The sequence below is a fragment of the Photobacterium sp. Alg240-V54 genome, from assembly GCF_900537155.1.
In the GTDB taxonomy this organism is placed as follows: domain Bacteria; phylum Pseudomonadota; class Gammaproteobacteria; order Enterobacterales; family Vibrionaceae; genus Photobacterium.
Genome location: NZ_UNRL01000005.1, coordinates 181419 through 200352, shown reverse-complemented (window position 1 = coordinate 200352; position 18934 = coordinate 181419). Strand labels below are relative to the sequence as shown.

Annotated in this window: 20 protein-coding genes; 6 read left to right on the top strand and 14 right to left on the bottom strand. The window is 43.0% G+C overall.

Annotation, left to right across the window (positions count from 1 at the left end; translation table 11 throughout):
- Position 1 precedes the first annotated feature (1 nt).
- From G6R09_RS14410 to G6R09_RS14400, 3 genes are all read left to right on the top strand, one after another.
- Positions 2 to 967, top strand: a complete 966-nt coding sequence (locus tag G6R09_RS14410) for a hydrolase (RefSeq protein WP_065169336.1) — start codon at positions 2 to 4, stop codon at positions 965 to 967.
- A 94-nt stretch (positions 968 to 1061) separates the two neighbouring features.
- On the top strand, positions 1062 to 1274 hold the full coding sequence (locus tag G6R09_RS14405; protein WP_065169335.1) for a YheU family protein: 213 nt from the start codon (positions 1062 to 1064) through the stop codon (positions 1272 to 1274).
- Between the two features lie 144 nt (positions 1275 to 1418).
- Positions 1419 to 2288, top strand: a complete 870-nt coding sequence (locus tag G6R09_RS14400) for a phosphoribulokinase (protein ID WP_065169334.1) — start codon at positions 1419 to 1421, stop codon at positions 2286 to 2288.
- A gap of 60 nt (positions 2289 to 2348) precedes the next feature.
- Here the strand turns inward: G6R09_RS14400 and G6R09_RS14395 are convergent, their stop codons facing one another.
- A complete protein-coding gene (locus G6R09_RS14395) occupies positions 2349 to 2753 on the bottom strand; it encodes an OsmC family protein (RefSeq protein WP_163923202.1) in 405 nt (134 codons plus the stop codon).
- A gap of 382 nt (positions 2754 to 3135) precedes the next feature.
- Between G6R09_RS14395 and crp the strand changes: the two genes are divergently transcribed.
- Both crp and G6R09_RS14385 read left to right on the top strand, forming a co-directional pair.
- Positions 3136 to 3768 carry a cAMP-activated global transcriptional regulator CRP gene (gene crp, locus G6R09_RS14390; RefSeq protein WP_036789513.1) on the top strand — a complete coding sequence of 211 codons (633 nt, stop codon included), beginning with the start codon at positions 3136 to 3138 and terminating at the stop codon, positions 3766 to 3768.
- 182 nt (positions 3769 to 3950) lie between these two features.
- On the top strand, positions 3951 to 4145 hold the full coding sequence (locus tag G6R09_RS14385) for a hypothetical protein (protein ID WP_234999159.1): 195 nt from the start codon (positions 3951 to 3953) through the stop codon (positions 4143 to 4145).
- A 65-nt stretch (positions 4146 to 4210) separates the two neighbouring features.
- On the opposite strand, the gene G6R09_RS14380 is transcribed toward G6R09_RS14385, so the two are convergent.
- The 8 genes from G6R09_RS14380 to rpe form a co-directional block, all read right to left on the bottom strand.
- Positions 4211 to 5005: a DUF1338 domain-containing protein gene (locus G6R09_RS14380; RefSeq protein WP_163923199.1), complete on the bottom strand. Its 795-nt coding sequence runs from the start codon at positions 5003 to 5005 to the stop codon at positions 4211 to 4213.
- Positions 5006 to 5045: 40 nt separating this feature from the next.
- Positions 5046 to 6503 (bottom strand): succinylglutamate-semialdehyde dehydrogenase, encoded by a 1458-nt coding sequence (astD, locus tag G6R09_RS14375; protein ID WP_163923196.1) that lies wholly within the window; start codon positions 6501 to 6503, stop codon positions 5046 to 5048.
- 12 nt (positions 6504 to 6515) lie between these two features.
- Positions 6516 to 7532, bottom strand: a complete 1017-nt coding sequence (gene astA / locus G6R09_RS14370; RefSeq protein WP_163923193.1) for an arginine N-succinyltransferase — start codon at positions 7530 to 7532, stop codon at positions 6516 to 6518.
- A gap of 111 nt (positions 7533 to 7643) precedes the next feature.
- Entirely contained in the window at positions 7644 to 8867 is a 1224-nt protein-coding gene (locus G6R09_RS14365) for an aspartate aminotransferase family protein (RefSeq protein ID WP_163923190.1), read from the bottom strand.
- Positions 8868 to 9226: 359 nt separating this feature from the next.
- Positions 9227 to 9802, bottom strand: a complete 576-nt coding sequence (locus G6R09_RS14360; RefSeq protein ID WP_060997829.1) for an aminodeoxychorismate/anthranilate synthase component II — start codon at positions 9800 to 9802, stop codon at positions 9227 to 9229.
- Between the two features lie 102 nt (positions 9803 to 9904).
- Positions 9905 to 10924: a tryptophan--tRNA ligase gene (gene trpS, locus G6R09_RS14355; protein ID WP_065169327.1), complete on the bottom strand. Its 1020-nt coding sequence runs from the start codon at positions 10922 to 10924 to the stop codon at positions 9905 to 9907.
- A 105-nt stretch (positions 10925 to 11029) separates the two neighbouring features.
- Positions 11030 to 11728 (bottom strand): phosphoglycolate phosphatase, encoded by a 699-nt coding sequence (locus tag G6R09_RS14350; protein WP_163923187.1) that lies wholly within the window; start codon positions 11726 to 11728, stop codon positions 11030 to 11032.
- Complete coding sequence (gene rpe / locus G6R09_RS14345) at positions 11728 to 12402, bottom strand: ribulose-phosphate 3-epimerase (RefSeq protein ID WP_065169325.1); 675 nt, start codon at positions 12400 to 12402, stop codon at positions 11728 to 11730. Before rpe ends, G6R09_RS14350 begins: the two co-directional genes overlap by 1 nt.
- Before the next feature lie 201 nt (positions 12403 to 12603).
- On the opposite strand from rpe, the gene G6R09_RS14340 reads away from it, so the two are divergent.
- Positions 12604 to 12801 carry a DUF2970 domain-containing protein gene (locus G6R09_RS14340; RefSeq protein WP_065169324.1) on the top strand — a complete coding sequence of 66 codons (198 nt, stop codon included), beginning with the start codon at positions 12604 to 12606 and terminating at the stop codon, positions 12799 to 12801.
- Positions 12802 to 12810: 9 nt separating this feature from the next.
- On the opposite strand, the gene dam is transcribed toward G6R09_RS14340, so the two are convergent.
- From dam to G6R09_RS14315, 5 genes are all read right to left on the bottom strand, one after another.
- The gene (dam, locus tag G6R09_RS14335; RefSeq protein ID WP_065169323.1) at positions 12811 to 13653 is read right to left on the bottom strand and encodes an adenine-specific DNA-methyltransferase; all 843 of its coding nucleotides are present in this window, start codon (positions 13651 to 13653) and stop codon (positions 12811 to 12813) included.
- 108 nt (positions 13654 to 13761) lie between these two features.
- Positions 13762 to 15180 (bottom strand): SPOR domain-containing protein, encoded by a 1419-nt coding sequence (locus G6R09_RS14330; protein ID WP_163923184.1) that lies wholly within the window; start codon positions 15178 to 15180, stop codon positions 13762 to 13764.
- 23 nt (positions 15181 to 15203) lie between these two features.
- A complete protein-coding gene (gene aroB, locus G6R09_RS14325; RefSeq protein ID WP_065169321.1) occupies positions 15204 to 16283 on the bottom strand; it encodes a 3-dehydroquinate synthase in 1080 nt (359 codons plus the stop codon).
- Between the two features lie 23 nt (positions 16284 to 16306).
- Positions 16307 to 16825 (bottom strand): shikimate kinase AroK, encoded by a 519-nt coding sequence (aroK, locus tag G6R09_RS14320; RefSeq protein ID WP_036789489.1) that lies wholly within the window; start codon positions 16823 to 16825, stop codon positions 16307 to 16309.
- Between the two features lie 385 nt (positions 16826 to 17210).
- On the bottom strand, positions 17211 to 18932 hold the full coding sequence (locus G6R09_RS14315) for a type IV pilus secretin PilQ family protein (protein WP_163923181.1): 1722 nt from the start codon (positions 18930 to 18932) through the stop codon (positions 17211 to 17213).
- Between the last annotated feature and the right edge of the window lie 2 nt (positions 18933 to 18934).

Sequence of the window (18934 nt, the reverse complement as noted above, 5' to 3'; positions counted from 1 at the left end):
CATGCAACCTTTCACTGCTGCGCTAGGATTAAAAAATCCGCATCTTCAAACCTTGCTGCCTCGATTTGTTCGCCGTCAGCCACTATTCACACCAGTAACCCAACGGCTGATCACGCCTGATGATGACTTCCTCGATATAGCATGGACACAAAACCCCACAGACGGTAATAAACCACTGATGGTCTTGTTTCATGGTCTAGAAGGTAGCTTTGATAGCCCTTATGCCAATGGACTACTGTATGCTGCGAAACAACAAGGTTGGCTTGGAGTAATGATGCATTTTCGAGGCTGTAGTGGTGAGCTAAATCGTCAGCCAAGAGGCTATCATTCTGGTGAAATCAATGATGCCCGCTTTTTTATCACATGGCTGCGTGAACAATTCCCTCTGCGGCCATTGATTGCAGTTGGTGTATCTCTTGGCGGTAATATGCTGATTAACTACCTTGCAAAATATGGTGATGATAGCGAGATTATCGCCGCTCAAGCAATTTCTCCACCGCTAAATTTAGCCTCGTGTTCGGCACGTATTCAACAAGGCTTTTCTAAAATTTATCAACGCTATTTACTCAATTCAATGAAGCGTACCATGGCGCAACGGATCACCCTTCACCAACATAAAATGCCAATCTCACATCAGCAATTAGACGCTATTAATACGGTATGGCAATTTGATCAGTACATTACTGCACCGTTGCATGGTTTTATTGATGCCGACGATTATTATCAACGTTGCAGTGGTCTCACTCAGCTCAGCCATATAACGACGCCACTACGGATTATTCATGCCAAAGACGATCCGTTCATGACTGCATCGGTGATCCCTTCACAGCCTTTACCGAGTAATATTGACTACAACTTATATCAACAAGGCGGCCATGTTGGTTTTGTCAGTGGCTCTATTTTAAAACCGACCTTTTGGCTTGAACACACAGTGCCGGAATGGTTTCATCACCAATTACAACCATAACCCTTGAGCACAACCAATAATGACCCCGTTTCTTTTCAGTCTATTTTAAGAATATACTGCGACTATTGTTTTATTAGTCATTTAAGAAGCTGTAATGATTATTCCTTGGCAAGACATAGCTCCAGAAACACTGACCAACCTTATTGAGCAATTTATTTTACGTGAAGGCACCGATTACGGTGAAGTAGAAATCAGCCTTAGCGATAAGGTGGCTTATGTTCGACGTCAACTACAAGCCGGTGATGCGGTGATTGTTTTCTCTGAATTACATGAATCGGTCGACATTAAACTTCGCAACCAAATGTAAAAAGCCGCACTATTTATTCATCATAAAAGTCGGCCCTTGCTAGCACTTTTATCACTCAAAACCGACATTTATGTAAACTTGTAGTAACATTCATTGCTGTGCTGTTTTTATTCTTAACATCTAGTAATCACAACAAGGTGAATTATGTCGGTAAAACACCCTATTATTGCAGTCACTGGTTCATCAGGTGCAGGAACAACCACTACATCTGAAGCCTTTCGTAAAATGTTTAATATGATGGACATTAACGCTGCATGGCTAGAGGGTGATAGCTTCCACCGTTTTACACGTCCAGAAATGGACTGTGAAATTCGTAAAGCTAAAGAGCAAGGTCGTCATATCAGCTATTTCGGCGCAGAAGCTAATGATTTTGAACAATTAGCTCACTTTTTCAAACAATATTCTCAAGATGGCAGCGGTAAGTTTCGGCGTTACTTACACACCTTTGATGAAGCGGTGCCTTATAATCAAATGCCCGGTACGTTCACTCCGTGGCAACAGCTCGCTGAAAATACTGATGTATTATTTTATGAAGGTCTACATGGTGGTGTCGTCGACGGCGATATTAATGTCGCTCAGCATGTTGATTTACTCATTGGAATGGTACCCATTGTTAACTTAGAATGGATTCAGAAAATTATTAGAGATACTCGCGATCGCGGTCATTCTCGTGAAGCAGTAATGGAATCAATTGTCCGCTCAATGGATGATTATCTTAATTACATCACCCCGCAGTTTTCTCGTACTCATATTAACTTTCAACGGGTGCCTACCGTTGATACCTCCAACCCTGTCAGTGCTAAAGGCATTCCAAGTTTAGATGAAAGCTTTGTGGTGATCCGTTTTCGCGGTTTGAAAGACGTTGATTTCCCATATTTACTCTCCATGATCCAAGGGTCATTTATGTCGCGCCATAACACGCTGGTTGTTCCTGGCGGAAAAATGAGTTTTGCGATGGAATTAATTATGCGGCCATTACTAGAGCAATTAATTGAAAACGGCAAAATCGCCTAGTGGTTGAACTTGGTATTAATTAACGGTCGCTGTTATCAGCAACCGTTAATGAAAATAGCGTTATGCCATAACAATTTCATAGCTATGACTAAGTTCGACGCCTTTACCCAGCATTAAACATACTGAACAATATTTTTCGAGAGAATCAGCAACTACTTGACTCACTTTGTCATCATTTAAATCATGACCTGTCACCACAAAATGTAACTTAGCTGCAGTAAACAATCGTGGCGCTTGCTCACGACGTTCTGCTGAAATTTGTACTTCACAACCTGTAATCTGCTGCTGTAGATCCTGTAACCCACTCACCACATCAACCGAGCTACACCCACCCGCAGCCATTAACACTAATTCCATTGGGCTCGGCGCTTTATCACCACCATTACCATCTAGGACAATACTATGTCCTGATGATGACTGACCGACAAAAGTCATATTTTCAACCCATTTTACGCGTGACTGCATTTTTATCTCCTTTAGCTATATTATTTAGATTTTAGCCCTATTTTTGTTGATAATACCATCAATGTAAACGTTATTTGTGGTGTTTAATATTAATTTCGTTGCGTATTCAAATAGGCACAATTAGCCAATAAATCCATCTTCAAACTATGCTATTGGTAACTAACTCACAACGATGTGATCACGTGCACACTTATCTCTCATAAATGAGTGAATCAGCTAGATCAATATCAAGAAAAAACCTAAAAAAAAGGATACACTCTTACTAAGTTCAAGTTAGCTTGCAGCCCAGCAGCTGAGTGAATAACCCTACCATCAAAAAGTTTTGTTGAGTTATCGTCACAGAACATATTGTTGGGCAACACATGCAGAGGAAGTTAGTAATATGGTTCCAGGTAAACCGCAGACAGATCCAACTTTAGAGTGGTTTCTTTCCCATTGTCACATTCACAAATATCCATCAAAGAGCACGTTAATTCACGCAGGTGAAAAAGCAGAAACTTTGTATTACATCGTGAAGGGTTCTGTTGCTGTATTAATCAAGGATGAAGAAGGTAAGGAGATGATCCTTTCTTACCTAAACCAGGGTGACTTTATTGGTGAACTCGGCTTGTTCGAAGAAGACCAAGAACGTACAGCTTGGGTTCGTGCTAAAAGCCCTTGTGAAGTTGCAGAAATTTCATTTAAGAAATTCCGTCAGTTAATTCAAGTTAACCCAGATATTCTAATGCGTCTATCTGCTCAAATGGCATGCCGCTTACAAGTGACAAGCCAAAAAGTAGGTGACCTTGCATTCCTTGATGTGACTGGTCGTATTGCACAGACACTACTTAATCTGGCAAAACAACCGGATGCAATGACACACCCTGATGGCATGCAAATTAAGATCACCCGTCAAGAAATTGGCCAGATCGTAGGTTGCTCTCGCGAAACAGTGGGTCGTATATTGAAAATGCTGGAAGAGCAAAATCTTATTTCTGCTCACGGCAAAACAATTGTGGTTTACGGTACACGCTAATTATTTAGTATCGCCGTTATCCTCAATGAAACCGCAGCTGATACCTGCGGTTTTTTTGATCTTAGCGTTTATCTACCAACATCGAAAAGCAATCATTGATGACGTTAATATTTCTGTTAAATTTTCATTTGTAATCGCATTCATTCATGCTACATTTCGATCACAAATGGATTTAACAATCAATGATGGTCAATATGGATATTGAACGCTTTTCAGCTAACAGTTACACCACCGTACCCGGCGTGTTAACGGGTCAGCCAACAACCATTGAAATGACAGGGTTTAGCGATAGCCGCTGCTACCTTGAGCAACAAACGGGATTACGTCGCTGCCCTGCTGATGAATCTGGCGTTTGGGCTTCACCGCTAGATAACTGATCACTTAAGCAGCACTTGCCTAAGTGCTGTTTTATTATCGCAGCTCTTTCACCACCAACACCTAGCTAGCTATTGGTACTCTCAAAGATTTTATCCGCCGACGCCGTTACAAAGCCGCTATACAATTCACCATTGGGTTGTGGGTAGCGTTTAGCGAATTCGTAAAATCCACCAGGGATGGAATGAACCCCATCTCTAAAGCTCACTCCAACCTCATCCGCCATGGTTGCTGATTGCTCTAACATTACTGTTGCATCACCTTTAATTTCACCACCAGCCTGATTAATCACAAACTGGTTATGACGTAATAAGTGATTAATCTGTTCTAAATCGGTAAATTGCTCAAGTTGATTGATACTGACCGTAAAATGATTAGCGCCAAAGCCATGCGCTGCAACCCAAGCAGCATACTCACTTTCAGCGGCTAAGAATTGATAGCTTGTAAAATCCAATTGCCATGGACGCCCACCATAAACAAAATCAGGGTTGCGAAAATAGTCATCATCGACTTGATCTAACAGACTACGCACCATAAGTTGTAACTCTGCCGAACAACTGCCTAACTGTAATTCACTAATAAAGACTTTGGGTAATTGAGGATCAGGATGCATGAAATATTCAGCGTACAGTTTTTTCGTCTCAAAATGGTATTTCGCTTGCGGCTGGTAGCCAAAAGCAATAAACGGCGCGGCGACAACCGCTAAACTACACTTAGGTACGCCAAAACTGCGCAGTGCAATATGATCATTTAACAACGCCGCATCTTCGGTTAATAAGCGCTGTATTTGCACTGCTGATGGACATAACCGTTGACTATAGTCGTGCCATAAACCATCAAAAAGTTGCGTAATTGATTCCATAATCTACCCGCTTATTTAAACCATCATCAGTGTATATATCTTAGTTCAAGCTCACACCTGGCGCTAATTGAGACGGCAATTGCACTGATACATCTTCAACAGATGCCATCGGGTAAGCACAATAATCGGCGGCATAATAAGCACTTGGGCGTAGATTTCCAGATGCTCCTGGGCCACCAAATGGCGCATCACCACTGGCGCCAGTTAATGGTCGATTTCGATTCACAATTCCCGCTCTAATATGGTCAATAAAATACTGCCATTGCTGCTCATCTGTTGATATTAATCCTGCAGCTAATCCATAACGGGTTTGATTTGCACTGACCACTGCTTGACTAAAGTCATCATAACGACTGACTTGCAATAACGGTCCAAAGTACTCTTCATCTGCAGGCTCACTAACGGCACTGACTTCAATAATCGCAGGAGTAACGATTGCACCTTGGCCACGTGTCGCTGCTAACAAGGCTATGCCACCAGCCGCGATTAATTGCTGCTGATTGTCCAGCTGCTGATCGGCTGCGGTATTAGATATCAATGGCCCCATAAAAACGGCAGGCGTGGCAAATGGATCACCCACTGTCAATTGCGAGCTCACGGTTACCAAACGCGCTAATAGCTCATCACCAGCTTTTCCTGCCGCAATATATAATCGCCTCGCACAGGTACAACGCTGTCCGGCACTTAAAAAAGCAGACTGAATAATGGTATACACCGCCGCATCAAGATCGCCATATTGTTGGCCAATAACCAGTGGATTATTACCGCCCATTTCTAATGCCAGCATTTTTTGTGGCTGACCTGCAAATTGCTGGTGCAATAGATGCCCAGTATGAGCGCTACCGGTAAACAGAACGCCATCCACGTTCGCGGCAGCCAAAGCCGCTCCTGTCGAGCGCCCTCCCTGAACTAAATTAATCACACCAGCGCTTATGCCTGCTTGCTGCCACAATTGACACATCAACTGCGCAGTATTGGGCGTCAGCTCTGAAGGTTTAAACACCACTGTATTTCCGGCCAATAGTGCCGGAATAATATGACCATTAGGCAAATGTGCGGGAAAATTATACGGCCCAAACACAGCCATAACCCCTAATGGACGGTGTCTTACCACCATGGTTGTTTGCGCCTGTTGACGTTGTCGAGTACCAGTGCGTTCATGATAAGCCTGAAGCGACAATGCCACCTTGGCAATCATGGCAGCAACCTCTGTGGTGCTTTCCCATAACGGCTTACCTGTTTCTGCTGCAATAACACCAGCTAACTGTGATTGATGCTGTTGCACTAATTGCCCAAAACGCTCGATGATCTGGACTCGATGATTAAGGGGAGTATTGCGCCAGGTTACAAACGCAGCCGATGCCGCAATAACCGCCGCTTCAACTTGTGCAATCGTTGCTGCCTGACCTTGCCAAACCACACTGTCATCATAAGGATTGAGTGATTGAAATTGCTCACCAGCACCGTCTAACCACTGATTATTGATCCATAAGCTCATGCGACTCTCCTATTATGATTGCGCGACTAACCGCACTTCATCACCAGTATCAACATTAAGCGCAGCGGCAACGTCAGCGGTCATCACCACTTGCCCTTGCGCATTGACTGCTAACGGCGCTGCAACCGCACGAAATCCTGCTAACTGACAATTAGAAACCAAATAGCATTGATCACTGGTGTGTTGACCTATTTCAACTTGGCATCGCTGTGAATGACGCACGGTTTCAATATTACGCACATCACATTCAACACTGGGGCCAGCATCAAAAATATCGACATAGCCACGGCAGCAAAACCCTTCTTGCTCAAGTAATTGTAATGCTGGACGTGTATTCACATGCACTTGACCAATCACTACTTGCGCTTCTTTACTGAGTAAGTTGACGTAAATCGGTAATTTCGGCATTAAATCAGCAATAAAGCCTTTGCGGCCAATACCTGTTAGGTAATCTGCATGAGTAAAATCAATCGAAAAAAAATGTTCTTTCAGCCATTGCCAAAACGGAGAATTCCCCTGCTCATCAGACACACCACGCATTTCAGCAAAAGCAACCTCAGCAAAGCGTTGTTGATGATCAGCCATCAATAAAAACCGCGATTTAGACAATAACCGCCCGTTAAGACCTTGACGCCATTCAGGTAATAGAAACAAGCTACACAGCTCAGTCTCACCGGTATATTGGTTACCTAATGTCAGCACCTTAACAATATTGTGCACCCCTAACTGACGCGAGGCATGGGTCACGGTACTTAAATGGTAATTATAAAAAGGCACATCGAGCCCAACCGTGGCTTCAATCGCGGTTGTACCAACCACTTGATCAGTATCGCTATCAACAGCGACTAGCAGATAGCTTTCTTGTCCTGGCGAGGTAACACGAGTATTAAAGCTGGCTTGAGAGTGTTGAATGCGGCCACGGAGTAAATCTTCATTAATGGGTAATGATGTAAAACCATGGCCAGAGGCTTCTGCACATTGCATCAGTGCAGGGTAATCAGCGCAAGTAATAGGACGAATAATGAGCATCGCATTCCCTCCTAAATATAGGCAATGACGGCAGCCATTGCCTCGCTTGAAATCAGCGTTAGAATGGGGCTATTGGTATTAACTAACCCCGCAATTACAAGTTAATCACAGCTAACAATTGGCGTTATATAACGTTGCAATCGCCGCTTCTAAGCGTTGCATTCCTTCATCAATATCTTTTTGCTCAATCACTAACGACGGCGTAAAGCGCACCACATCAGTACCAGCGACAAGTACCATTAGTCCCTCATTACCTGCAGCAACTAAAATATCTCGCGCCCGTCCTTGCCACTCTGGCGTTAATACCGCCCCTAGTAATAAGCCTTTACCTCGTATCTCGCTAAAAATAGGATAACGGCTATTAATTTGCAGTAGCGCTTCACGGAACCATACTTCACGTTGCTTAACACCTGCTAAGAGTGCCGGTTGACTGATTTCATCGACCACGGCTTCTGCAACAGCACACGCTAGCGGATTACCGCCATAAGTCGAACCATGTGTACCGACTTTTAGATGACTGGCGAGAGCGGCGGTAGTTAACATTGCCGCGACCGGAAAGCCACCACCTAATGATTTAGCGGTAGTTAAAATATCAGGTGTCACCCCTAAGCCTTGATAAGCAAACAAATCTCCCGTACGGCCGTTACCAGTTTGAACTTCATCAAAAATTAATAGCGCCTGATGCTGATCACACAGTTGACGTACGCGCTGCACAAACTCAAGGCTTGGGCTAATCACTCCGCCTTCTCCTTGCAATGGTTCCATCATAACGGCACAGGTTTTATCACCAATTAATGCCTCAATGGCTGCGATATCATTGTAAGGAATATGGGTTACGGCTTGTGGTTTAGGACCAAAGCCATCGGAATAGCTACTTTGGCCACCAACGGTAACCGTAAAAAAGGTTCGGCCATGAAAACCATGGTTGAAGGCAATGATTTGATCTTTCTCTGCACTAAAATTATCAACCGCATAGCGACGGGCTAATTTCAATGCAGCTTCATTAGCTTCTGCGCCAGAGTTAGCCAAGAAGACTTTATCGGCAAAGGTTAATTGAGTCAGTTTATCCGCTAGCCGCAATGCTGGCTCATTGGTCATAACATTACTTAAATGCCACAATTGCTGTGCTTGTTCTGTTAATGCTGCCACCATTTTAGGATGACAATGTCCTAAACAACTGACTGCAATGCCACCTGCAAAATCAATATACTCACGTTGCTGTTGATCCCACAGCAGTGAGCCTTGTCCACGAACAGGTATAATATCCATTGGCGCATAACAAGGTACCATCACCTCATCAAATAACGACCGTTGTAATTTATCTTCAGTTGCCATCACACTATCCTTCTGTGCTTTATAGCTTACTATTAGTATTTACATTTTATTAACCTTTGCCAATAAAGACAGTAGTTTTTATTCAAACCAAGGTGTTAACTAATAAATACACCACAAATAGTTATGCATTACTTGCGGAATATTATTAACCACCACCAATGACAGATAGCCGTTCCCGCTAGGAAATAATCATTCCTCAGCGCATAGAATTCCACTATCACCAATAAAGGGAAAATTGTTAACAATAGTAAATCAGTAGCGTTAATAAGATATTGAAACAGCAACAGCGAGGATAACAACAACAGTAACGTACTTATCACCAACGCAATAAGTACGTAAAAATAGCAGTAATAGTGGAATTAACGCTGCAGAAAGTTAGCTAATAGTGCATGACCTTGTTCAGTCAAAATACTTTCAGGATGGAATTGCACCCCTTCAAGGGCTAAGGTTTTATGACGGATCCCCATAATTTCATCGATTTCACCGTTTAACTCTGTCCAAGCAGTGATCTCAAAACACTCAGGCAATGTCGCCGCTTTCACTACTAATGAATGATAGCGAGTAACGGTTAACGGATTATTTAGCCCTTTAAATACGCCACAATCAGTATGGGTGATCGCAGAGGTTTTACCATGCATGACTTGTCGAGCCCGCACCACATCACCACCAAACACTTGCGCTAATGATTGATGACCAAGGCACACCCCAAGAATTGGTAATTTACCGGCAAAATACTCAATCGCTTGCAAAGATATACCGGCCTCATTAGGCGTACAAGGACCTGGAGAGATAACTAAATGGGTCGGTGCTAACGCTTCAATTGCCGCAATATCAATCTCATCATTACGAATAACAACGACATCTGCGCCTAATTCACAGAAATATTGATAAAGGTTGTAAGTAAATGAATCGTAGTTATCAATAATTAACAACATACTACAACTAAGCTCTTATTGGTCACTGTCAGCGACAGCGATTAGTGGCGATAAAAAAGCAGAGCCTAAGCCCTGCTTTTTTAGAATGATAATGACTAACGCTTATGGGCGCGCAACAAAACCTACAGCATGGTAAGCTTGTTTCAACACTTCAGCAGCACGCGCTGATGCTTTATCTGCACCCGCTTTCATCACGCTATCAAGGTAAGCTCGATCACCACGAATACGATGATATTCAGCTTGTACTGGCTCTAGCATTGCCACTAACGCTTCACCAACATCTTTCTTAAATGGGCCATACATATCAACGCCAGCATACTGGGCTTCAATCTCAGCAAATGTTTTGCCTGTTGCGCCAGAATACAAACCCATTAGATTTGAAATACCCGCTTTTTGCTCAATATCGTGCGCAATACGTGGCGGCATTTCTGCATCGGTTTGGGCTTTATTAATTTTCTTTAGAATCGACTTAGGATCTTCTAACAGTGTAATCACGTTCTTGCGATTATCATCTGATTTAGACATTTTTTTAGTCGCATCTTGTAAGCTCATCACTCGCGCACCAACCGTTGGAATATACGGTTCTGGTACTTGGAAGATTGGGCTTTCAGGGGTGCTGTAAAGATTATTAAAACGAGTTGCGATATCACGTGCTAACTCTAAATGTTGCTTTTGATCGCTACCGACAGGCACTTGATGGGCACCATACAATAGAATATCGGCCGCCATTAGTACTGGGTAGCCAAACAAACCGGCGTTAACATCATTGGCATGACGGGCTGATTTGTCTTTAAATTGCGTCATACGACTTAACTCACCCATTTGGGTATAGCAATTTAATAACCAACCAAGTTGAGCATGTTCTGGTACATGAGACTGTACAAACAAAGTGCTTTTGTTTGGATCTACACCCACAGCTAAACAGATAGATAAAGCATCTAAAGTTGCTTCATGAAGCGCTTTAGGATCTTGTCGTACCGTAATGGCATGTAAATCAACCACACAATACTGACAATCATAATCATCCTGCATCTGTTCCCACTGACGCAGCGCACCAAGGTAGTTGCCGATACTCAATTCACCAGAAGGCTGTACGCCACTTAATACAATGGGTTTACTCATGATCAGGCTGTCCTGTTAATATCTTTAATTGTATTGACGAAAGGTACTAATAACACCGTTATCAGTACCTCAATTGTTGGTTTTTTTAGTGTACACCTTAATGTACTAGCAGCCTAGTTTAACCACATCAAGTAGTTGCTTGAAGTGATCACAAACAACATCAGGCTCACTGTCACTGATTGGCTGACCATAGTTATAGCCATAAGTCAGTCCTAGTGAACGGCAATTTGCTGCATTGGCTGCCAAAATATCATTGCGCGAATCGCCGACCATTAACAGTTCAGCAGCGGCAATATGATGTTTTTCCATCAGCCAATGTAATGCGAACGGATCCGGTTTTTTTAATGGAAAGGTATCGCCGCCAATAACATCCACAAAATAATCACTCAAACCGTGCTCTTCTAGCAAGTGAGGAACAAATTGTGACGGCTTATTGGTCACGATAGCCATAGCGACACCCGCTTGATGTAAGTTGGCTAAGGTTGTTTTTACATCCGCATACAAGGCACTTTTTTGATGGCCACCAGCGGCATAATAATGATCAAACAGTTCACGGGCTTGACGATGCAACGCAGGATCTAACTGTGGATCGACATCAATGCTACGACTTAACGCACGGCCAATCAAAATGTCAGCGCCGTTGCCAATCCAAGTTGTTACCTGTTCAACCGTTACCCCTTCACGACCAAGATGACGCATGGTCAAATCAGCAGCATCGGCTAAATCAGGTACGCTATCAAGTAAAGTACCGTCTAAGTCAAACGCGATAAATTTTATGTTCTCAATCAAATTACTAGCAATCATTAACGCTTAGCCTCAGCTAACTGTACGCGCATTTTATCAATCGCGACTTTATAATCTGGCTCATTAAAAATAGCAGAGCCGGCAACAAACATATCAGCACCAGCTGCGGCAATTTCAGCAATATTGTCAACATTAACACCGCCATCAACTTCTAAGCGAATATCACGGCCTGAAGCATCAATACGCTGACGCACTTGGCGTAGTTTATCAAGTGTGCTTGGAATAAATGACTGACCACCAAAGCCAGGATTGACTGACATGATCAAAATCATATCAATTTTATCCATAATATAATCAAGGTGGTGTAATGGTGTCGCTGGATTAAATACAACACCCGCTTTACAGCCATGTTCTTTGATTAATTGCAAAGTGCGATCAATATGGTCTGTTGCTTCAACATGAAACGTGATCATGCTGGCGCCAGCTTTAGCAAAATCAGGAATAATACGATCGACAGGTTTTACCATTAAATGCACATCAATCGGTGCAGTAATGCCGTAGTCGCGTAATGCTTTACAGATCGGCGCACCAAACGACAGGTTTGGCACAAAGTGATTATCCATAACATCAAAATGGATAACATCAGCACCTGCTGCCAAGACATTTGCGACATCTTCACCTAAACGGGCAAAATCAGCAGACAAAATAGATGGAGCGATCAAAAAGTCCTTCATGTTTAGCCTCTCTACACTAGCGATAAAAATAACAAGCTCGACCAACCAAGCCTATAAACTGCTGCCAGTCTACCCGATCCCCTAAGTGTTGTCTTACTGGATTTATTTATTGCTGCAGTTAACCATAGTTATCAATTCGGCGACCGATAGAGGAACTACAATCAACAAAGACTGCAGCAGATATACAAAGGAAGGAGATGCATGTATTCACGCGCTAACGCAATATGGCAAATAGTAAAAAGTGTTTTAGCGGCATTGTTTGGAGTGCAATCACAACAACAGCGTCGTCAAGACTTCAACCAATCAAGTCCGTGGCCGTTTATCATTATTGGAGGGATGGTTATTGTTGGTTTAGTGGTGATATTAATTGCCATTGCCCGTCAGGCAACAGCAATCTAAATATTGGCTTTATTGGTGATCACTATCGGTTGCAGGCGCTGTTTTAAATAATGCCAACAATTCATCGACTTTATTACGACCACCACCATTACGACTAATGGTGCGTTTAACCCTTACCACCGACAAATCAGCGCCAGTATATAAACGCCGAGTTAATGGCGTATCATGATTAGAGATTAACACCGCAATATCACGCTCTGTAGCGGCTTTCTCTGCTACATTCGCTAAGGTTGCTTGATCGTCTAAACTAAAGCCATTGCCTGAATAAGAGGTAAAGTTAGCCGTGGTCGATAATGGCGCATAAGGTGGATCACAATAAATCACACTGCCTTTACGAGCTCGTGAAAATGTCTGGCTATAGCCTTCACATACAAAAGTCGCGCGTTTGGCTTTTTCCGAAAAGTAATACATCTCAGCTTCTGGAAAGTACGGTTTTTTGTACGAACCAAAGGGAACATTAAAACCGCCCTTTTTATTGTAACGGCACAGGCCGTTAAAACCATGGCGATTTAAATAAAGAAAATAAATCGAACGCTGATAAGGATCAGTACTGTTATTAAACTCTTCTCGAATACTTAAATACGCAGCTTTAGTATTATATTCAGGCGTAAATAATCGGCGAACATCTTCAATGTATCGCTCAGGCTCTTGCTTGATAATATTATATAAATTAATCAGATCAGGATTAATATCTGCTAATAAGTAGTGCTCATAATCAGTGTTTAAAAATACTGAACCAGCACCCACAAAGGGCTCTACCAATTTACGCGCGGGCGGTAGGTGTCGTTTAATATCCTCGACCAGAGAGTACTTACCTCCAGCCCATTTCAGGAATGCACGATGCTTTTTCATTAAGCTGACCCACCACCACTTACAAGAATGCCACGAAAGGTCGCGGATTGTACCTCATTTACACCCAATGCTGATACCAATTAGCATAAATAACTATGATTAATGGCTTTATTTTAAGCGATTCATTTCTTGTTGAATATGTCGATAAGGTTTCAACCACGGTTTTAGCTGTTGCAACGTGGTCGGCAATTGACTTTTTTCCGTGCGGGCTTGAGCTGCTGTCGCATAATTCCCTGTCACTACGATAAACCATGGTCGTTGATTACGTTCAGTCTGATAAATCATTGCTGCAGTCATGTTGTGGGTGTTAATAAATTCTGCGGCAGCGGCAAGGCTTTGAGTGGCTGCAAGTTGTAATGCGTAATGACTTGGCTTTACTGCCGCTAATTTTTGCTGATCAGCGGCTAATTTAAGCGTCCAATCAAGTGTCGAGGTTGAGGCTAATGGTGCGGTTACAGCCGCAGGTAGTGATGGTGTATCTGTTACATCAGCTGCGGCGACAGTTGGAGTGGCAACCGCCGCCGAGGTGACAGGGATCGCTTCTGTAACGATAGGATGCCCCTCCAACGCTTGATCGTCAATCATGGCATCAATTTGTTGCTCTGAAATAACAATCCGCTCATGGGTGTTTTCTTCTTTGCGTCCAACCGTTAAACCTTGAGTATGCACTTGTGGCGGTAATGGCGCATCATCAAATGTTACCGTGGCAGTCACAGCAGGTATAGTCGTTGGCGCTTGAGTGCTGGTTTCAGTGTGAGAACTAATGGTCATTAAACCATATCCTGCAATCGCCACAGCGATCACCGCTAATACTATCACTAGCGCTAACAAGGGTTTTTTAGAAGCCTTTGAGGTCATATTCACACCTTCAGATTGAGGAAGATCATGCAGCGCACCCGGCTGCGAAATAACAGTCAACAAACGCTGTTTTAGTGTTCGTCGACAAGCCGTGGTTAAGTCATCATTACCAACTAACATTTCGGTAAATAAAACCGCTTCTTGATGGCTAAAATCATCAATATCTAACGCTAACGGAATAATACCAGAGCCATGGCTAACCTGAGCTAAAGTCTGGTTTAACTCACTATGATTAGCAAATAATACAATATTAAGCTGCAGCTGGGGCTGTTGTTTTGCATGCAGGGATAATGCCCATAGTTCAGCAATCAAATTGGCACTCAATAAATGTGCGTCATCAATAACCACCATCAGTTTCTGTGGTTGATTAACCAATAAATGCTCAACACTTTGACATAACGAATCATGTTCGTTAAACATCGCATGGCTAACAAATTGCTGCAGCAATAGAGTGCGATGCTGAGTATCAGTTTGCCCAGGCTGACACATCAATAAAACGTGATGACAGTCAGTGGCATAATGTTCAAGGAAAGAGTGTGCAAGCCAAGTTTTACCTGAGCCTTGGGCACCTGAAAGGTGAAGAAGGTGAGAGCCAAACCGAGTAATAAATCGAACTCGAGTCAGCAACTGGATCTGACTTTCCAGATCCAGATTTTTTGCTTTCGTCATGCTGGTCATCAATGTGCTACAACTTAGCGGCCAATAACATCCTGAAGCACATTAAAAGGTACATCAGCCACAACCTCAGCAGCACCAATTGCTGTCGGTAATACTAAGCGTAGCTGACCTGACAATACTTTTTTATCTCGCATCATGTGCTTGATAAAATCGTCAAAAACCATAGTATCAGGCGCAACAACGGGCAAATTTGCTCGCTGATGTAACGTGATAATTCGCATCACATCGGCATCACTGAGCAATCCCTGCTTTGCGGCAGTATGTGCTGCGAGAACTGTACCTGCTGACACCGCTTCGCCATGCAGCCAGTTACCATAGCCCATCTCTGCCTCAATAGCGTGACCAAAAGTATGGCCAAGATTGAGTAACGCCCTTACACCGGATTCTTTTTCATCGGCAGCAACAACATCAGCTTTAATCTGACAACAACGGCTAATGGCGTAACATAACGCATCATTATCCAGTGCATGTAAGCGCTCAATGTTATTTTCTAACCAAACAAAAAAATCATAATCGGCAATAATGCCGTACTTGATAACTTCAGCCAACCCTGCAGCTAACTCACGTGGTGGTAATGTCTGCAAACAATGATTATCAATAATCACGGCTTTAGGTTGATAAAAAGCACCAATCATGTTTTTACCCAAACGGTGATTAACCGCAGTTTTTCCACCTACAGATGAATCAACTTGTGCTAACAATGTTGTCGGCACTTGAATAAAATCAACCCCTCGTTGGTAACTTGCCGCCGCAAAGCCAACAAGATCACCAATTACGCCGCCACCTAAAGCAACTAAAATCACATCGCGCCCATAATTACCTTCCAGTAAAAATGTCATGATGTGATTAAACGTATCGAGGGTTTTGTATTGTTCACCATCAGGCAGAGAAAGTAGTGCCACTTGGCACGATAATGAACTGATGGTAGCCATTACCTGATCCGCATATAGCGGGGCAATGGTGTCATTGCTGACCACAACTACTCGTTTACCTGCAGATATCGCAGATGCAAACAACGCCGAGTTGTCGAACAACTCGGCGCCAATTGAAATAGGGTAGCTTCTGTCATCTAGATTGACATTGATCCGTTCCATGGTCAGCTTCTCTTTTTTATTAATTAACGCTCTTCCAGCATCTTGATGATTTGGTTAGCAACTACTTTCGCACTTTGATCATCAGTACGAACAACGTAGTCAGCAACCTCTTCATACAATGGGTTACGCTCTGCTGCTAATTCTTCAAGAACTTCACGAGGTGTGTCAGTTTGAAGTAATGGGCGTTTTTTATCACGTTGAGTACGAGCTAATTGCTTTTCAATAGTCGTCTCTAGATAAACAACGATACCACGAGCAGACAGGCGATTACGGTTCTCTTTATTAATAACAGAGCCGCCACCCGTTGCAAGAACAATACCTTGTTCTTGGGTTAGATCATCAATAACAGTTTCTTCGCGAACACGGAAGCCGTCTTCACCTTCAACATCAAACACCCAACTAATATCAGCGCCAGTACGTTCTTCGATTACAGTATCTGAATCAAAGAATTCCATATGCAGCTGTTGTGCAAGGTGTCTACCAATTGTGCTTTTGCCGGCACCCATAGGGCCAACCAAGAAAATATTTCGTTTTTCAGCCATTTTAGCAATTTACGCGCGGTTAATAAAACGACACCACCCGCAGGCTCTATTAAAATAAGCCCGAGGCGCCAAGTTCCTCACATATAATTCGTGATAAGACAGAAAATTATCTCAGGACTGACTACTATTTTGCAATAGCTAGTCGACATCAATCGATATTTTATTGAGCCTGTCTTACCCACAGAGGCTGCCATAATGGCTCACCAAAGGTCTGAGGTCAATCGTATTAAGCTCGTAAATATCCAGTTAACGGCTCAACAACATACTTCACACCCAACGTGTAACTTCATTCAACCCCAAGAAATATAACACTTTTAACGCTTACCTACCCTGCTACAACATTGATTAGAGCCGCTATCAGCAGGGCGGTTCAATAAGTGAAAAATTATTGCATCACGATTTTTGGTGTCACAAAAATCAATAATTCACGTTTCCCAAGTTCTTCCATTTTATGTCTAAATAATGCACCAAGCACCGGAATATCACCAAGGATCGGCACCTTACGAACGCTGTTGTTAATTTGATTTTGATAAATACCGCCCAAGACAACCGTTTCACCGTTATTGACTAGCACCTGAGTACCAATACGCTGAGTTTTAATCGCCACTGCAGTACCGACCCCAGTTGGCACTTCTTCACCTTTGCTGTCTTGGGTCACTTCTAAGTCTAATACCAGCTTATTATCCGGTGTGATTTGCGGTGTTACCATCAAACTAAGGACTGCCTTCTTAAAATCAACCGATACCGCTCCACTTGATGATGCTTCTAGGTATGGAATCTCAGTGCCTTGTTCGATATAGGCGGTTTTTTTGTTGGTCGTCATAAGACGCGGACTTGAGATAATTTCCGCTTTACGCTCTGACTGTAACGCTGACAATTCAAGATCTAATAACACATTACCTAACTTTGCCACTTGAAATGCAATACTTGCCGCCCCTGCTTGAGTTGCACCCAAGTTAACATTAAGAAAATCATCAACGGTGGTGTCATCTAACAAACCGGAGCTACCAAGGTTGCCTTCAATCGAACCGCCGATAGTGGTATCGCCATCGATACTTGATACCCCCCAACGTACGCCAAGCTCATCGATATTACCTTCATCAATGGTGACAATACGCGCTTCGATTTGAACCTGCTTCACCGGAATATCCAGTGCTAACACGATATCTTTGATGCTAGCGATACTGTCGGGTGTATCTTTTATTATCAATGCGTTAGTTCGTTCATCGACATGCAATGAACCACGCTCAGATAGCATTCCAATCCCATCACTTGAACCACTCAATAACTCAGAAATATCCGTCGCTTTGGCGTAATTAATCTGAATCAATTCAGAGCGTAGACTGGCTAATTCTTGTTGCTTGCGTGCCGTTTCCATTACTTGGTGCTCATTGGCTGCCAATTCAGCTTTGGGCGCGACCAATAACACCGAACCACGGACACGTTTATCTAAACCTTTGGCTTGCAGAATAATATCCAGCACTTGTGGCCACGGCACGTTATCTAATCGCAGTGTAACGTTGCCACTAACTGTATCTGCCACCACTAGGTTGAAATCGTTATAATCGGCAATAAGCTGTAAAACGTTACGCACCGGTATATCTTGAAAGTTGATCGAGATTGGCTTGCCTTTATAGGAAACATTAGCTTTGGTTGCAGTTGACGCAGCTTTAGGTTGCACCCGTTTAGTTAACGTCACTTCAAGGGTATTGCCTCGAATACGATAATCGTAGTCATAGCCACCAGTTAGATTAAAAACAAATCGTGCTCCACGAGGAATGTTGCTGGTATCAATGCTATTAACGACAGTCGCGAAATCAACCACATCAAGTGTATGAATTTGTTCATTGGTCAATTGGGTATCAAAAATATCCAATTGCAACTGTTTACCTTGGCGACGAAAATCAACCAGTGACTGCGGCTGCTTTAACTTGATGCTTAATACACCTCGGCCCTTGTTATCACGACGAAATTCAATATCTTGAACCTGATTAGTGATTCCACTCGCTGGCGCAGCAGTGACGCTGGTAATAGTAAATAACCCCCAGCACATTAACCATACACTGACGAAAATCTGGCGGCTAAGCCCCCATGTATTCCCTTTCATAA

What these genes read in the sequence shown, in the direction of transcription:
- G6R09_RS14410 (WP_065169336.1), top strand. Translation starts at nt 2, where the DNA reads ATGCAACCTTTCACTGCTGCGCTAGGATTAAAAAATCCGCATCTTCAA.
- G6R09_RS14405 (WP_065169335.1), top strand. Translation starts at nt 1,062, where the DNA reads ATGATTATTCCTTGGCAAGACATAGCTCCAGAAACACTGACCAACCTT.
- G6R09_RS14400 (WP_065169334.1), top strand. Translation starts at nt 1,419, where the DNA reads ATGTCGGTAAAACACCCTATTATTGCAGTCACTGGTTCATCAGGTGCA.
- G6R09_RS14395 (WP_163923202.1), bottom strand. Translation starts at nt 2,753, where the DNA reads ATGCAGTCACGCGTAAAATGGGTTGAAAATATGACTTTTGTCGGTCAG.
- crp (WP_036789513.1), top strand. Translation starts at nt 3,136, where the DNA reads ATGGTTCCAGGTAAACCGCAGACAGATCCAACTTTAGAGTGGTTTCTT.
- G6R09_RS14385 (WP_234999159.1), top strand. Translation starts at nt 3,951, where the DNA reads ATGATGGTCAATATGGATATTGAACGCTTTTCAGCTAACAGTTACACC.
- G6R09_RS14380 (WP_163923199.1), bottom strand. Translation starts at nt 5,005, where the DNA reads ATGGAATCAATTACGCAACTTTTTGATGGTTTATGGCACGACTATAGT.
- astD (WP_163923196.1), bottom strand. Translation starts at nt 6,503, where the DNA reads ATGAGCTTATGGATCAATAATCAGTGGTTAGACGGTGCTGGTGAGCAA.
- astA (WP_163923193.1), bottom strand. Translation starts at nt 7,532, where the DNA reads ATGCTCATTATTCGTCCTATTACTTGCGCTGATTACCCTGCACTGATG.
- G6R09_RS14365 (WP_163923190.1), bottom strand. Translation starts at nt 8,867, where the DNA reads ATGGCAACTGAAGATAAATTACAACGGTCGTTATTTGATGAGGTGATG.
- G6R09_RS14360 (WP_060997829.1), bottom strand. Translation starts at nt 9,802, where the DNA reads ATGTTGTTAATTATTGATAACTACGATTCATTTACTTACAACCTTTAT.
- trpS (WP_065169327.1), bottom strand. Translation starts at nt 10,924, where the DNA reads ATGAGTAAACCCATTGTATTAAGTGGCGTACAGCCTTCTGGTGAATTG.
- G6R09_RS14350 (WP_163923187.1), bottom strand. Translation starts at nt 11,728, where the DNA reads ATGATTGCTAGTAATTTGATTGAGAACATAAAATTTATCGCGTTTGAC.
- rpe (WP_065169325.1), bottom strand. Translation starts at nt 12,402, where the DNA reads ATGAAGGACTTTTTGATCGCTCCATCTATTTTGTCTGCTGATTTTGCC.
- G6R09_RS14340 (WP_065169324.1), top strand. Translation starts at nt 12,604, where the DNA reads ATGTATTCACGCGCTAACGCAATATGGCAAATAGTAAAAAGTGTTTTA.
- dam (WP_065169323.1), bottom strand. Translation starts at nt 13,653, where the DNA reads ATGAAAAAGCATCGTGCATTCCTGAAATGGGCTGGAGGTAAGTACTCT.
- G6R09_RS14330 (WP_163923184.1), bottom strand. Translation starts at nt 15,180, where the DNA reads ATGACGAAAGCAAAAAATCTGGATCTGGAAAGTCAGATCCAGTTGCTG.
- aroB (WP_065169321.1), bottom strand. Translation starts at nt 16,283, where the DNA reads ATGGAACGGATCAATGTCAATCTAGATGACAGAAGCTACCCTATTTCA.
- aroK (WP_036789489.1), bottom strand. Translation starts at nt 16,825, where the DNA reads ATGGCTGAAAAACGAAATATTTTCTTGGTTGGCCCTATGGGTGCCGGC.
- G6R09_RS14315 (WP_163923181.1), bottom strand. Translation starts at nt 18,932, where the DNA reads ATGAAAGGGAATACATGGGGGCTTAGCCGCCAGATTTTCGTCAGTGTA.